The sequence below is a fragment of the Colwellia sp. RE-S-Sl-9 genome, from assembly GCF_048296855.1.
Lineage (GTDB): Bacteria > Pseudomonadota > Gammaproteobacteria > Enterobacterales > Alteromonadaceae > Pseudocolwellia.
On sequence record NZ_CP182631.1, the window covers coordinates 2,220,400 to 2,234,108 of the forward strand.

The 13,709-nt window shown below is 37.3% G+C and carries 11 protein-coding genes; 4 read left to right on the forward strand and 7 right to left on the reverse strand.

Annotated features, from left to right (window positions below):
• The gene (pomA, locus tag ACM9HF_RS09505; RefSeq protein WP_077339274.1) at positions 1-765 is read right to left on the reverse strand and encodes a flagellar motor protein PomA; all 765 of its coding nucleotides are present in this window, start codon (positions 763-765) and stop codon (positions 1-3) included.
• A gap of 223 nt (positions 766-988) precedes the next feature.
• Here pomA and ACM9HF_RS09510 point away from each other — a divergent pair, with 223 nt between their 5' ends.
• From ACM9HF_RS09510 to ACM9HF_RS09525, 4 genes are all read left to right on the forward strand, one after another.
• Positions 989-1,240 (forward strand): exodeoxyribonuclease VII small subunit, encoded by a 252-nt coding sequence (locus ACM9HF_RS09510; protein ID WP_473617927.1) that lies wholly within the window; start codon positions 989-991, stop codon positions 1,238-1,240.
• Positions 1,241-2,131 (forward strand): (2E,6E)-farnesyl diphosphate synthase, encoded by an 891-nt coding sequence (gene ispA / locus ACM9HF_RS09515; RefSeq protein WP_473617931.1) that lies wholly within the window; start codon positions 1,241-1,243, stop codon positions 2,129-2,131.
• Between the two features lie 36 nt (positions 2,132-2,167).
• The gene (gene dxs / locus ACM9HF_RS09520; protein WP_473617935.1) at positions 2,168-4,030 is read left to right on the forward strand and encodes a 1-deoxy-D-xylulose-5-phosphate synthase; all 1,863 of its coding nucleotides are present in this window, start codon (positions 2,168-2,170) and stop codon (positions 4,028-4,030) included.
• A 299-nt stretch (positions 4,031-4,329) separates the two neighbouring features.
• Positions 4,330-5,328, forward strand: coding sequence for a LamG domain-containing protein (locus tag ACM9HF_RS09525; protein ID WP_473617940.1), 999 nt, complete (start codon positions 4,330-4,332; stop codon positions 5,326-5,328).
• A gap of 188 nt (positions 5,329-5,516) precedes the next feature.
• Here the strand turns inward: ACM9HF_RS09525 and ACM9HF_RS09530 are convergent, their stop codons facing one another.
• The 6 genes from ACM9HF_RS09530 to ACM9HF_RS09555 all read right to left on the reverse strand — a co-directional run bounded on the left by ACM9HF_RS09530 (position 5,517) and on the right by ACM9HF_RS09555 (position 13,704).
• Positions 5,517-8,456, reverse strand: coding sequence for a TonB-dependent receptor (locus ACM9HF_RS09530; RefSeq protein ID WP_473617941.1), 2,940 nt, complete (start codon positions 8,454-8,456; stop codon positions 5,517-5,519).
• An 806-nt stretch (positions 8,457-9,262) separates the two neighbouring features.
• The gene (gene fbaA / locus ACM9HF_RS09535; RefSeq protein ID WP_473617946.1) at positions 9,263-10,339 is read right to left on the reverse strand and encodes a class II fructose-bisphosphate aldolase; all 1,077 of its coding nucleotides are present in this window, start codon (positions 10,337-10,339) and stop codon (positions 9,263-9,265) included.
• A 17-nt stretch (positions 10,340-10,356) separates the two neighbouring features.
• Positions 10,357-10,974 carry a bifunctional 4-hydroxy-2-oxoglutarate aldolase/2-dehydro-3-deoxy-phosphogluconate aldolase gene (gene eda, locus ACM9HF_RS09540; RefSeq protein WP_473617950.1) on the reverse strand — a complete coding sequence of 206 codons (618 nt, stop codon included), beginning with the start codon at positions 10,972-10,974 and terminating at the stop codon, positions 10,357-10,359.
• Between the two features lie 87 nt (positions 10,975-11,061).
• Positions 11,062-12,021, reverse strand: coding sequence for a sugar kinase (locus ACM9HF_RS09545; protein ID WP_473617954.1), 960 nt, complete (start codon positions 12,019-12,021; stop codon positions 11,062-11,064).
• A gap of 4 nt (positions 12,022-12,025) precedes the next feature.
• A complete protein-coding gene (locus ACM9HF_RS09550) occupies positions 12,026-13,327 on the reverse strand; it encodes an MFS transporter (RefSeq protein ID WP_473617958.1) in 1,302 nt (433 codons plus the stop codon).
• Positions 13,327-13,704, reverse strand: coding sequence for a cupin domain-containing protein (locus tag ACM9HF_RS09555; RefSeq protein WP_473617962.1), 378 nt, complete (start codon positions 13,702-13,704; stop codon positions 13,327-13,329). The genes ACM9HF_RS09550 and ACM9HF_RS09555 overlap by 1 nt, the downstream gene beginning before the upstream one ends.
• Between the last annotated feature and the right edge of the window lie 5 nt (positions 13,705-13,709).

Sequence of the window (13,709 nt, forward strand, 5' to 3'; positions counted from 1 at the left end):
CTATTCTTCATTTGTGTCGATGGTTCGCTTACCTTCAGCTAAATAATTTTTTAACAGCCCTTCAATAACGCGTGGGTTTTGACCATCTTGAATACCCAATACAGCATCTAAAATAAGTTGCTGATTCATTTTTTCTTCATCGAGTCTTAGTTTTAATTTATTCGCGATAGGAATAGCAATTACGTTTGCTAAAAAAGCACCATAGAGAGTCGTTAAAAGTGCAACCGCCATTGCCGGACCGATAGCTTTAGGATCATCCATGTTTGATAACATAGCAACCAAACCAATTAATGTACCTATCATTCCCATAGCGGGAGCAACATCGGCAATGGCCATCATCATACCTATGCCTCTTTCATGGCGCTCGCTGGTAAGTGTGATATCTTTTTGCATGGTACCGCGGACTACATCGGCATCATGCCCATCTACCAACATATCAACGCCTTTTTGCATAAAAGCATTGGTAATTTCAGCTTCTTCTAATGCTAAAAAACCACCTTTACGAGCTGCGTCTGCCATTTCAACAGATTTTTCAATTAGCTCTTCTGGCTTTTCAATTTTAAAGAGGAAGGCTTTACCACATATTTTACCTATACCGAAAAACTGCCCCATATTATAATTTGATAATACAACGAATAAAGATCCACAAAACACGATCAATATAGACTGAGTATCAACAAACATGCTGATATCACCACCTAAAATCATCGCCATTACAATAAAACCTATGGCGCCAACCATTCCAAGAAGCGTAGCTAAATCCACAAAATTCTCCTGTTCACATGCTTTCGTTGTACTTCATAAAATAATAATACATTAACGATTTGGGTTACGCGAATACTAATAGCTTTATTATCGCCCGCAATGTCAATAACTTAAGTTCTTTTCATTAAAAGATAACAATCAATTAATAAATCGACGCTAATTGACCAAAATGTTAAGCTAAGGTACCTTTGCGCCCATCTATTAAATGTAGCAGTAAAAAATAATGGCTAGAAAAAAAATTGAAAATTTAAGCTTTGAAGAATCACTCAATGAACTTGAAGAAATTGTTCAAGACTTAGAGCAAGGAGAGCTTAGTTTAGAAGACTCGATGAGCCTTTTTGAAAGAGGTTTACATCTCAGTCAGGCTAGCCAAAATAAGCTTCAAGACGCTGAACAAAAAATTCAAATATTGATTGATAAAAACAATCCTGATGAAGGGTTAGCAACATTTAAATTAACACAGGAAGACAGCTAAGTGAGTCAACTTCCTCAATTAGATGAATACCAGCAACGTGTTAATCAATTTCTTACCCATAAATTAGATCAGTTAGCGTGTAACGATGAGCGCTTATTAGAAGCCATGCGTTATGGCTTATTAATAGGTGGTAAACGCATGCGACCTTATTTAGCTTATATTACCGGTATAAGTGTTGGCGCTAAGTTAGAAGATATTGATGGCGTAGCTGCCGCGTTAGAATGTATTCATGCATATTCGTTATTGCATGACGATTTACCTGCAATGGACGACGACGATTTAAGACGTGGCAACCCCACATGCCATAAAGCCTTTGACGAAGCGACTGCAATATTAGCTGGCGATGCTTTACAAACACTCGCGTTTGATATTTTAGCTAATCATCGTTTTTCAGAACCACTACAAAATAAACGTATTGGTTTTGTGCAACAATTGGTTAAAGCTTCAGGTTATCAAGGTATGTGTGGCGGACAAGCATTAGATTTAGCCGCAACAGACAAATCTATTTCGTTAGAAGCACTGCAACATTTACATTCATTAAAAACAGGCGCTTTAATTGAAGCTTCTGTACTTATGGCAGCTGATTGCAGTAACAGTGTTTCTAATAAAGACAAAGAACAATTAAAACTTTTTGCACAACTTGTTGGTTTAGCTTATCAAGTAAGAGATGATATTATTGATATTACCTCAAGCGAAGAAGAGCTAGGAAAACCAGCGGGTTCAGACCTAGCAGCCAACAAAAGTACCTACCCAGCCTTACTCGGCTTAGAAGGTGCGCAACAAAAAGCTGACAACTTATACCAACAAGCGCTTCAAGCTTTGTCTACTTTACCTTACAATACCCACAGTTTAGCTGAATTTGCCACTTTTATAGTAAAACGCACCAGCTAGTTACCCGATATACATTAATAAGAATAATCAATAAACATGACAATTGATCTGAATGACTACCCTCTTTTATCTAATATCAATACACCTGATGATTTACGATTATTAGGTAAAGATAAACTCACTCAAGTGAGTAAAGAACTGCGTCGATACTTACTCAGCTCAGTTAGTAAAAGCAGTGGTCACTTTGCTTCAGGCCTTGGAACAATAGAGCTCACCGTTGCGCTGCATTTTGTTTATAACACTCCTTTTGATCAACTCATCTGGGATGTAGGTCATCAAGCTTATCCTCATAAAATATTAACAGGTCGACGCGATCAGCTTCATACCATTCGACAAAAAGATGGTTTACATCCGTTCCCGTGGAGAGAAGAAAGCGAATACGATGTGTTAAGTGTCGGTCATTCGAGTACTTCAATATCTGCTGCGCTTGGTATGGCGGTAGCTGCTGAGAAAGAAGCCAAAAACAGAAAAGTGGTTGCGGTAATTGGCGATGGCGCAATGACTGCAGGCATGGCGTTTGAAGCATTAAACCACGGCGGCGATATTAATAAAGATATGCTCGTTGTATTAAACGACAACGAAATGTCGATCTCAGAAAACGTAGGTGCATTAAATAATCATTTAGCGAAAATGTTATCAGGTAGCATATATACTGGTCTTCGTGAAGGTAGTAAACGCATACTAAAAGGCATTCCACCGATTAAAGAATTAGCTAGCCGAGCAGAAGAACATATTAAAGGTATGGTGGTTCCTAGCACCTTTTTTGAAGAGCTTGGTTTTAATTATATTGGCCCAATCGACGGGCACGATGTTAAAGGTTTAGTTGATACCATTAGCAATATGCGTAATTTAAAAGGACCTCAACTTTTACATATAGCGACTACAAAAGGTAAAGGCTACGAAGCCGCAGAGCAAGATCCAATAAAATATCACGCGGTTCCTAAATTTAACCCTGAAGAAACTACGCTGCCAACCAGTAAACCAAGCTTACCGACTTATTCTAAAATTTTTGGTCATTGGCTATGTAATACGGCCGAAATAGACGAAAAATTAGCAGCGATAACACCAGCAATGCGTGAAGGTTCAGGCATGGTTGAGTTTAGCCAACGTTTTCCAGAACAATATTACGATGTTGCCATTGCTGAACAACATGCAGTAACGTTTGCTGCTGGTTTAGCGATTGGTGGTTATCATCCTGTTGTGGCTATTTATTCAAGCTTTTTACAGCGTGGTTACGATCAACTGATCCATGATGTAGCGATTCAAAACTTACCTGTTTTATTTGCTATTGACCGTGCAGGTATTGTGGGCGCCGACGGCCCTACGCATCAAGGCGCATTCGATTTAAGCTTTTTAAGATGTATACCTAATATGGTTGTAATGGCCCCTTCAGACGAACGTGAATGTCAATTAATGCTCACTACAGGCTACCAACACAATGGTCCTGCAGCAGTTAGATATCCTAGAGGTTCTGGCACTGGTGCCGAGACACCACAAATTTCAGAAACGTTAGAAATTGGTAAAGGCCTAATAAAACAGCAAGGTAAAGATATTGCTATTTTAAGTTTTGGTACCTTGTTACATGAAGCAAAAATAGCCGCTGACTCTCTAAACGCAACCTTAGTTGATATGAGATTTATTAAACCTTTAGATGAATCTTTAATTGCACAAATAGCCAGCACGCATTCTTGTATTGTAACCCTTGAAGATAATGCGATAGCAGGTGGCGCAGGTTCAGGCGTAAATGAGTACATACTTAGTAAAGGTATAGCGATAAAAGTATTAAATATTGGCTTACCTGATGTGTTTATTAAGCACGGCACTCAAGAAGAAATACATAAAGAGCTAGGGTTAGATAGCGAAGGGATATTAAGTAAAATTAACAAATTCGTTAGTTAACTCCCCTCAATTAAAGATTAATCATCTTATAATCAAACATAAAAACGAGCTATAACAGCTCGTTTTTTATTTATACCGTTTTTATTTATACCATATAGTGGCAAGTATAATGTAGCAAGAATACGATACTTTTAGTGCGTTTATTGTGAGTTTTAACATCATAAAGGTCATATTATGATTGTTTGAGTATGAATTGGATAAATGGCAAGTATCATTTTAATCATGCCCTTTCTCTAATAAAAATTAATTTCAAACAATAAGGAAAGAGCTGTTTACTAAAACCAGCCTCAACATTTAATATGAATAAATTTATCCCCCTTTGTTTACTAACGTTCGCTTTTTCTGCGTCTGCCGCAGATTGGAGTGAGTACCCTGTTCCGGCCAAGCTTGATAAAGGTCAAACTTGGCAATTAGATCCACTTTCAGACGATTTTAATTACAATGCTCCAGCAAAAGGAAAAAGTAACGAGTTTTTTAGTCGCTGGAAAGAGGGTTACATTGGAGCATGGTCTGGGCCCGGCAAAACCGTTTGGGAGCCTCTGCATTCGTCGGTAAAAGACGGTAAACTCGTTTTAATAGCAAGTCGCGTACCTCTTGACTACCCTGAAAAAGAAAAAGCTGGTGGGGTTTTTGCTGGAAGTATCACATCAAAAAAATCCGTTCTCTATCCAATATTTATGGAAGCCAGAGTCAAATTTAGTAATACCGTATTAGCATCAGACTTTTGGCTACTGAGCCAAGATTCAACACAAGAAATTGATATTATCGAGCACTACGCTGGTGATGGTGTAGATATTGACGGTGATGGTGTTATTGATAATGACAACAGTTATTTTGCGAAAAAATTACATATAAGTAACCATATGTTTATCCGTAAGCCTTTTACTGATTACCAACCTTCAGATAAAAATGGAGTATTTGGTACTTATTATTGGGAAGAAAGCAGAAAAAATTGGCGTGATGATTATGTGCGAATAGGTACATATTGGAAGTCTCCCAACCATATTGAGTACTTTGTTAATGGTAAATGGGTACGTACAATTACCAATACGGGTTATTCATTTGTGAACCCCAAAGGTAAAGTAGAAACTTACCAAACTGATTTTAATCCTATGGACAAGTTTAATTACAATCATGGTAAGGGCTTAGATAAACCAATGCGCGTTATTTTAAATATTGAAGATCAAGATTGGCGTAATAAAAGAGGGTTAACACCTACAGATGCTGACTTGTTAGATGATAGTAAAAATAACTACATTATTGATTGGGTACGTTTTTATAAACCTATTAGTCAATAACGGCTAGCGCTAATATACCATTGAATACAAGCAACGAATATCGTCTGTCGTTGGATCAAAAGGCAAAGTAAGACAATTAATAGATTAAAAACTCCCCAATATAATAGCTATATTGGGGAGTCTAGTTAATGACACTTATCAAGCACTAAATTCTGCACTTTTCACTGTCATAGGTATATCAAAAGATATTAGAACTTAGCGCGTACACCAACTGTGTAACGACGATCCGCTTCTGTATATTTCCAAGCTCCACCTAATTCAGATAAGTAGATAGAAGGTTCACCTGTTAAGTTAGTGGCGTTAGCTACTACCGTAAAGTGTTCGTTAATATCCCAACTTGCTGAGAAATCTAACTGGCCTCTATCGTCGCGGTAGTTATTACCATAAACCGTACCTTCTTCAGAAATACCACCCGTAGCATTAATGTTCTCTACACGTTTTTCGTTTTCTGTATCTAAGAAGCTATCACGGTAGTTATACGCTAAACGGGTTGAAACGCCTTCATATTCCCAGAACAACTGTAAGTTATATGTATTTTTAGAAATATCTAATAATGGGTTACCATTTGGTTGCTCACTGTCAGCATATGTGTAGTTTGCACTAACACCTAAACCAGACCAAGCATCAGGAAGAGAAGTAAAAAATTGCTGATAGCCTATTTCAAACCCTTGAACTTTACCGTTTTCACCATTGGTATCTTTCGTTGTATCAATACCAGTGTTTCCTGAAGCTCTTAGCGCATCAACAAAAGCAAAACCGTCAGCATCTACTGGGAAGTCTGTACTATCAGAGAAAACTAGGTTGTCTTGTGATACGCCTGCTGTAGTTAACTGACACACCTGATTCCATTGCGTCACGTTTTGGCCAACAGTAGAAGCATCTGCCACACAACTGCTTTCGTTACTTAAGAAAGATTCAACATCTTTGTAGAATACTGCGAAAGACACCATGTTGCCTTCGCCAAAATAATGCTCTACTGATAAATCAAACTGAGTTGCACGGAAAGGTTCTAAATCGATAGCACCTTGAGTCGCCCCCGTTATATCGTTATTAATATCAAATGCCGGACTTAATTCATTGAAGTTAGCACGACGCATTACTTTAGCTGCAGCAAAACGAAATAGAGTTTCGTCTGAGTAGTTATATGTTACGTTTAAGCTAGGTAAAAAGTCGCTGTAATCATTTTCGCCTGTTACTTTTTCACTATCAAGATATACGCTTGATTCAAGATCTGTTGTTACATATCTACCACCAACAATCGCGGTAATATCATCAAAATCTAAATGCGCTGATACATAAATTGCTGCTGTATCTTCAGTAACCTCTCTGTAAGCACTGTCTTGAAATTTCAAGTTGTCGGCTAAACTACCCGTTGTTGCTAAATTAGTACCTACCAATAGTTGCTGTAATTCATTAAATACATTTGCAGGGTTAGATAATCCGTTATAAGTCGCGAAAGTTAACAAATCATTTTGGCCTGTATGCCCTAATTGATCGAAAGAGTTATCGTGGCTCATGGTGGTAAAACTACCAGCAAACTGGTCGTTGTAATCGTCAATCCATAATGTAGCTAAAGAACCGTCTGAATCATTTTTAGCATTTTTGTAAATATCTTTAATTTCAACTTTATATTGCTCATATTCGTATTCACGTTTTGTTGCACGAACACCTGCCTTTAATGTAGACACCCACTCTAAACCTAGTGGTTCAGTTATTGCGATATCAAAACGTACAGCTGTTTCATCGTTATTCGTTATTTTTTCTTCACTTTTAAAAGTACGTAACGCTAAGTTATCAGGGCTAGTAAATGCCGTAGGATCTGAGTGAATAATACTTGGAAGTTTATTACCTGATTGAGAAAAAGCACCGTCATAAAGGTGATTTACAAGATCTGTACCACCGCTAGCTTCAAACGTACTTTTTTCAATAGGTCGTAAAGTAAATTCTGAATCAGGTCTAATACTTTCTGACGATGCTACAGCAACTTCACCCGATATTTTCACGTCATCAGCAATATTCCACTCAGCACCTAGTGCATGTGAAAAAGACTTAGTTTCGCGGAAATCACTGTAAGTTTTAGGAATAGCAAAGTCGTTTGTAAGAGTATAGTTATTTACACCATTAGCATCTTGCGTCGTATTTTCATCTGTAGATAAAGAGCCAACAACACCAAGAATTGAGTTACCATTTTGCTCACCAGAACGCTTAGTTGTGTTTAAATCAAGGTAGATCATACCGTCATTCGATTTAGGCGCCCACTGAAGTGATAAATTTAAAGCTGTACGTTCACGTTTTTCTACGTATTGTTCAACACTATGCTCATCTCTAACAATTGCATTACCGCTTGGAGTGTTGCCGTCTTGACCATTAATTTGAATGTCTTGCGGCTTAACACGGCTAGAGGTTTCATCTTGACGAATTTCGCGATCTTGATATGAAAGCATAGCTAAAGCACCAAAAGTACCTGCATCACCTAAGTCCCAGTTATTACCAATTGAACCACTGAAAATAGGTGCAATGTTTTCAGTTTTATCTGCATACTCAGCATCTAAAGACATAGCGCCAGTGAGCTTTTCTAACTCTAATGGACGAACGGTTTTAAGGCTTACTGTGCCGCCTAGCGCACCTTCAATCATGTCTGCAGTAGGAGATTTAACAACTTCTACCGCTTTTAAGAAACTTGATGGAAAATCTTGAAGGCTTACACCGTCGCGTGAATCACCGATAGTTGAACGACCATTTAATTCAACACGGTTTTGAGGTAGACCACGGATTGAAACGCTATCGCCCACACCAAAATCAGTGTTAATTGATACACCAGTAATACGCTGTAATGCTTCAGCAATGTTGTTATCTGGTAACTTACCAATATCTTCAGCAACAATAGCGTCTACAATACGACCATCAGTACGCTTAAGTAGAGAGGCAGCTTTCATACTACCTAACATGCCCCTTACTTCGATAACTTCAATCGCCTCAGCTTCGCTTGCATCTTGAGTGTTAGCTTCTTCTGCTGCATAAGCAGGCATTGCTAGCATGGCAACTAAGGCAGAACTATATAGAGCTGATTTATTACTTAAACGGTTACGTTGTAATGCTGAACTTATTTTATTTAATTGAATTGTCATCTTTTCCCCTAAACCTTACATGATGTTCATTTTTTATTTGAGCTTACCAATTTAACAATTATCATCAGCTCAAAAACTAAACTAAATCTAACCAACAAAACAATCATTGTCAACCATTTTGGTAAACCAATTAAAAATAAAAAACGAAAATAGTCTTTACCAATAGGTAGAATCAATTTAGTTATCTCTGTAAGTGGTGATATGTAAAGGAATAATATTTAAAATCCAAGTGACAGCTAACATAATTAATTAAACTATTAGTAACAGTAGCGAGTGAAGGAATTAATCAAATAAACAGATTAATAACAAACTTCTTTCGTTTTCAGTACTTGTACTATCTATTATAAATAATAGAACACTTTTATTATTTTGCTAACAACAATAAAAAAATAATAAAAACAACAACTAGAAACACAAATTATAAATATAAATTAAAATATATAGATGGTATTTAAATTAAAATTAACTTAATTAAATTTATTCAATATTAGGAAGGAGATAAGATTAAGCTCACCTTAACATAATGATATTTTTTTCAATGAACATGTAAATTCATAATATAAACACCATAACTGGTAATACCAAAGAAGGATAAAATACAAAATTGGCATTACCAATAAATAAAACCTCATAAAATAATAAGAGAATAAATAGAATATTAGAATCACATAAAGCGCTTAGCGTAATAAAGAAGAGAGGTAATGAGCAGGTTACTCAACCGTGGCAGGAAACTTATTTACCCGTTTAAAATGCCTATTGCTACATCTTAAACGGATAGTTAATTGTAATTCAGGTTAATTAGACAATTAGTATCTATTTAAACAATTTAAATCTTCAAACGTTTGAAGTAACCTTTGAACCATACTGTCTTCACCTTTGCGTAACCAAGTACGAGGATCATAAAAGGGTTTATTGGGCTTGTCGTCCCCTGTAGGATTACCTATTTGCTTACCTAGATAACGCTTTTTCTCGTTATAGTAATTCAGTATTCCTTGCCAAGTAGCCCATTGAGTATCGGTGTCTATATTCATTTTTACTGTACCGTAAGAAATAGCTTCTTTGATATCATCTACGTCAGATCCTGAACCACCATGAAAAACAAAGTTCAATGGTCTAGCTGGCAATGCAAACTTTTCAGATACATAACTTTGCGAATTTTTTAAGATCATTGGCGAGAGCGTTACATTACCCGGCTTATAAACACCGTGCACATTACCAAATGAAGCCGCTATGATAAAATTTGGGCTGATTTTTATCAGTCTTTCATAAGCATATGCGACATCTTCAGGCTGGGTATAAAGCTTAGCGCTATCAATATCGGTATTATCAACACCATCTTCTTCGCCACCAGTACAACCTAGTTCAATTTCTAGCGTCATATTAATTTTACTCATACGCTCTAAATAACGAGCACATGTTTCAATATTTTCTTCTAAAGATTCAGCCGATAAGTCAACCATATGAGAACTAAAAAGAGGTTTACCTGTTTTTTTAAAGTGTTCCTCTCCTTCAGTGAGTAATGCATCAATCCACGGTAGTAAATTTTTTGCAGCATGATCCGTATTCAATATAACAGGTACGTCATAATGCTTAGCGGCTAAATGTATATAGTGAGCTCCAGCTATTGCTCCTTGAGTAGACGCGTCCATTGCTGAAAGATTTGCACCTTTACCAATAAAAAAAGCAGCGCCCGAATGTGATAGCTGAATAATAACCGGTGATTTTACTTTTTTAGCGGCTTCTAAAGTTGCGTTAATGGAATGATTACCAATAACATTAACTGCTGGATAAGCAAACTGATTGTCTTTAGCAAAGTTATAGAGATCTCTGACACTTTGCCCTGTTGCTACTCCCACTGACACCCTATTAGATAATGTATTCATAAGCTTTGTTTATCATCCTATTGAAGAGCATTTTTACAAGCTGATGTAATTAAATCCCACTGCTGTGATTCAACCCAAGCAGCTGGTGCCACCCAAGTTCCGCCTACCGCAAAGACATTACTCAAATTAAGGTAATCCGCTTTGTTGTCTGCGTTAATACCACCTGTAGGGCAAAAACTTACTGACTTAAATACAGAGCCCATTGCTTTTAAAAACGGCGCACCACCAGACAGTGATGCTGGAAATAGTTTTAATTCACTATAACCAAATTCTGTTGCTAGTAAAATATCTGCAGATGTAGAAACACCGGGTAATACAGGTACAGAACAGTTTTCAAGCGCATTAAGTAATGTCGGCGAACTTGCTGGTGTAATAATAAAATCAGAACCGACGCTTAAAGCGTTATCTAAAATAATAGCATTTAATACAGTTCCTGCACCTACCAATAATTCTGGTAACTCTTTTTTGATCTGTTTAATAATATCTAACGATGCATCAGTACGTAAAACCACTTCCACTAAGTGAATGCCAGCTTCGTGCATAGCTCTTGCTATATTAACGCCTTGCTCTACCGTATCTGCTTGAATAATAGGCAATAGTGTTTGGTTTCCCATGAGTGATGAGAATGTTTTCATGTTTTTTTCCTTTAATTAGATAGATTCGAATACCATTCTTATACAGTTGAAATAGTGATGGTTTATCAATGAGTTTTAGGTTGTAAGTTACTTAATAATTGATAGTAGCTCTTGATCAATAAAGGTTTGAAAGGCCTTTGAATCGACAATGGCTCCCTTATGTTGAATAACAACAGCGGCTGACGCAGATGCTAACTTAATGGCATCAATCGTATTTATCCCAGAAGAACATGCTCCCAGAAAGACACCATTAAAAGAATCCCCTGCAGACGTTGTATCGACCACATCTTCTACAGGTGTTATTTCAATATTTTGTATTATTTTATTTTTAACACACACAACGCCTTTTTCACCGTTTTTAATAACCAGTTCATCAAGTGCATATGGCTTACAAAATTCGATAACATCTTCTGCGGTTGTTAAATTATAGAGCTGCTTAAAGTCGTCTATACCCGGTAATGCAATATTACTTAAGGTGAACGCTTTATTAAATTGCTGCTGAGCTTCTTCAACAGACTCCCACATTCTCGCTCTATAATTAGGGTCAAACACTATATTGAGCCCAGCCACTTTTAATTGCTCAACCATTAGCCAAAACTTTGGACGATCTTCGGGTTTAATAACCGCTAAAGAAATACCAGAAAAAAAGAACACGTCTCCATGTAACATCTTTTCTGTTTCTGAAGCGTCAATAAATTTCATTACATCGCGAGCGGCCGAGTTTTCACGCCAGTAGGTAAATGTTCTTTCACCTTCGCTATCGGTTTTAATTGAATAGAGGCCTGCTATTTTATCATTTGATCGATAGACGAAATCGGTTGCGATATTTTGCTGCGAAAAATACTCAACCATATTAGAGCTCAGTTCGTCTGTACCTACCGCAGTAATTAAATTCACCTGCATTTCAGAAAACACACGTTTGAGATAAACAGCCGTATTAAATACATCGCCAGCAAACGATTGCTTTAATGTTTGCGGTAATTGATTGTTAGGTGAAACATTAAGTAGCTCCACCATACACTCACCAAATAGGAAAATTTTTTTCACTCACCTACTTCCTTTTTAAAGGTTCTATTTTTGGAATAAGAACCCAAACAGATAGCATCGCAATTACCGCTAAAGAAGCACCAATAACAAATGCAGGCGTATAGTTTCCGTCAGCCGTTAAAATAGGTACTAAAGCCGTTAACCCGAGTGCTCCCAATTTTGCAGCCATACCTGCAAAGCCAGACAATGTTCCTACGGCTTTTTTACCATAAAGATCACTTGGTAGTGTTTGCACATTACCAATTGCAGTTTGAAAACCAAATAAGATAACTGCCATAATAATTACCGCAGTTGTTGGTCCGCCAGGGTTTGCCATAGCTAACAAAGCAGGCAACATAATCAAACAACCTAAAGTAATGGTTAACTTACGTGTTTTGTCGGTACTCCAACCAGCTTGTAAGCGATTTTGTGCAAGTAAACCACCAAACCAAGCACCAACCATGGCTCCTACATACGGAACCCAACCATAGATACCGATAGATTTAACGTCCATTGCATAAACTTCGTTAAGATAAATAGGGATCCAGAAAACAAACAGCCACCAAATAGGATCAATCGCTGCAGAGGCAATTATTACGCCCCAGCTTTGTTTACGTGAAAGTAATTCTTTAGTTGATGGGTTATATTCTTCTTCATCTGTAGCTGCACTATCATCAACGTCGCAACTTCTTTGACCTGTTAAAATGTACTCACGTTCTTCGTCAGTGATCCAAGGATGAGATTTAGGTGGCGCTTTCACTAAAATGATCCAAGGTATAAGCCATAATAAACCCGCTACACCAATCACAACAAAAACCATTTGCCAGCTAAAATAAACCGTTAGATAAGCAATTAAAGGAATAGCCACAATACCGCCAATAGCAGCACCTGAGTTAAAGATACCTTGAGCTAAAGCACGTTCTTTAGTTGGAAACCAATCAGCGTTACTTTTGGCTGCACCGGGCCAGTTACCTGCTTCTGCCACACCTAATATTGCACGGAAAATACTAAAGCTCAGTACACCTTGTGCAAAAGCATGAGCAGCCGTAGCTAAAGACCAAACACCAATAGATAAAACAAAACCTAAACGTGTACCAACCCAATCAAATATTTTTCCGAAAATGGCTTGGCCGAAAGCATAAGATAAAATAAAAACAATAGAGATATTTGCATAAATTTGTTTACGCTCTAAAGCCGATTCATCAGGGAAAAGGTCTTCTACTATATCAGGCCAAAGAACGGCAAGCGCAGAACGATCTATGTAGTTAATAACGGTAGCTAATGCAATTAATGCAATAACCCACCAACGTAAATTTTTCATTTTCATTAGCTGCTTTCCTTATTATGAATATGGTCAAAAGTACCTTCTTCGACAAAGTCTTCACGAGCAGGACTAAAAGTATCAATTAAAATACCACCTGTAGGACACGTTGCACCGTGATCAGCATGTGGAGGGATCATACAACTGTCACCTGCTTTTAATATTTTAGTTACACCATCAATATTAAAATGAAATTCACCTTCAACCACGTAAGTCACTTGCGAATGTCTATGCGCATGGTTGTAACCTATAGCGCCTTTTTCAAACCAAATTTTTACCGCCATTAATTCGTGGTTATAGCCCAACATTTGACGCTTTAAACCACCGCCTATGTCTTCAATTACTGCTTCATTACCTAGGGTAAAATGTTCACTTTGACTCATGTGGT

What these genes read in the sequence shown, in the direction of transcription:
- dxs (WP_473617935.1), top strand. Translation starts at nt 2,168, where the DNA reads ATGACAATTGATCTGAATGACTACCCTCTTTTATCTAATATCAATACA.
- ACM9HF_RS09550 (WP_473617958.1), bottom strand. Translation starts at nt 13,327, where the DNA reads ATGAAAATGAAAAATTTACGTTGGTGGGTTATTGCATTAATTGCATTA.
- ACM9HF_RS09525 (WP_473617940.1), top strand. Translation starts at nt 4,330, where the DNA reads ATGAATAAATTTATCCCCCTTTGTTTACTAACGTTCGCTTTTTCTGCG.
- ACM9HF_RS09530 (WP_473617941.1), bottom strand. Translation starts at nt 8,456, where the DNA reads ATGACAATTCAATTAAATAAAATAAGTTCAGCATTACAACGTAACCGT.
- eda (WP_473617950.1), bottom strand. Translation starts at nt 10,974, where the DNA reads ATGAAAACATTCTCATCACTCATGGGAAACCAAACACTATTGCCTATT.
- fbaA (WP_473617946.1), bottom strand. Translation starts at nt 10,339, where the DNA reads ATGAATACATTATCTAATAGGGTGTCAGTGGGAGTAGCAACAGGGCAA.
- ACM9HF_RS09510 (WP_473617927.1), top strand. Translation starts at nt 989, where the DNA reads ATGGCTAGAAAAAAAATTGAAAATTTAAGCTTTGAAGAATCACTCAAT.
- ACM9HF_RS09555 (WP_473617962.1), bottom strand. Translation starts at nt 13,704, where the DNA reads ATGAGTCAAAGTGAACATTTTACCCTAGGTAATGAAGCAGTAATTGAA.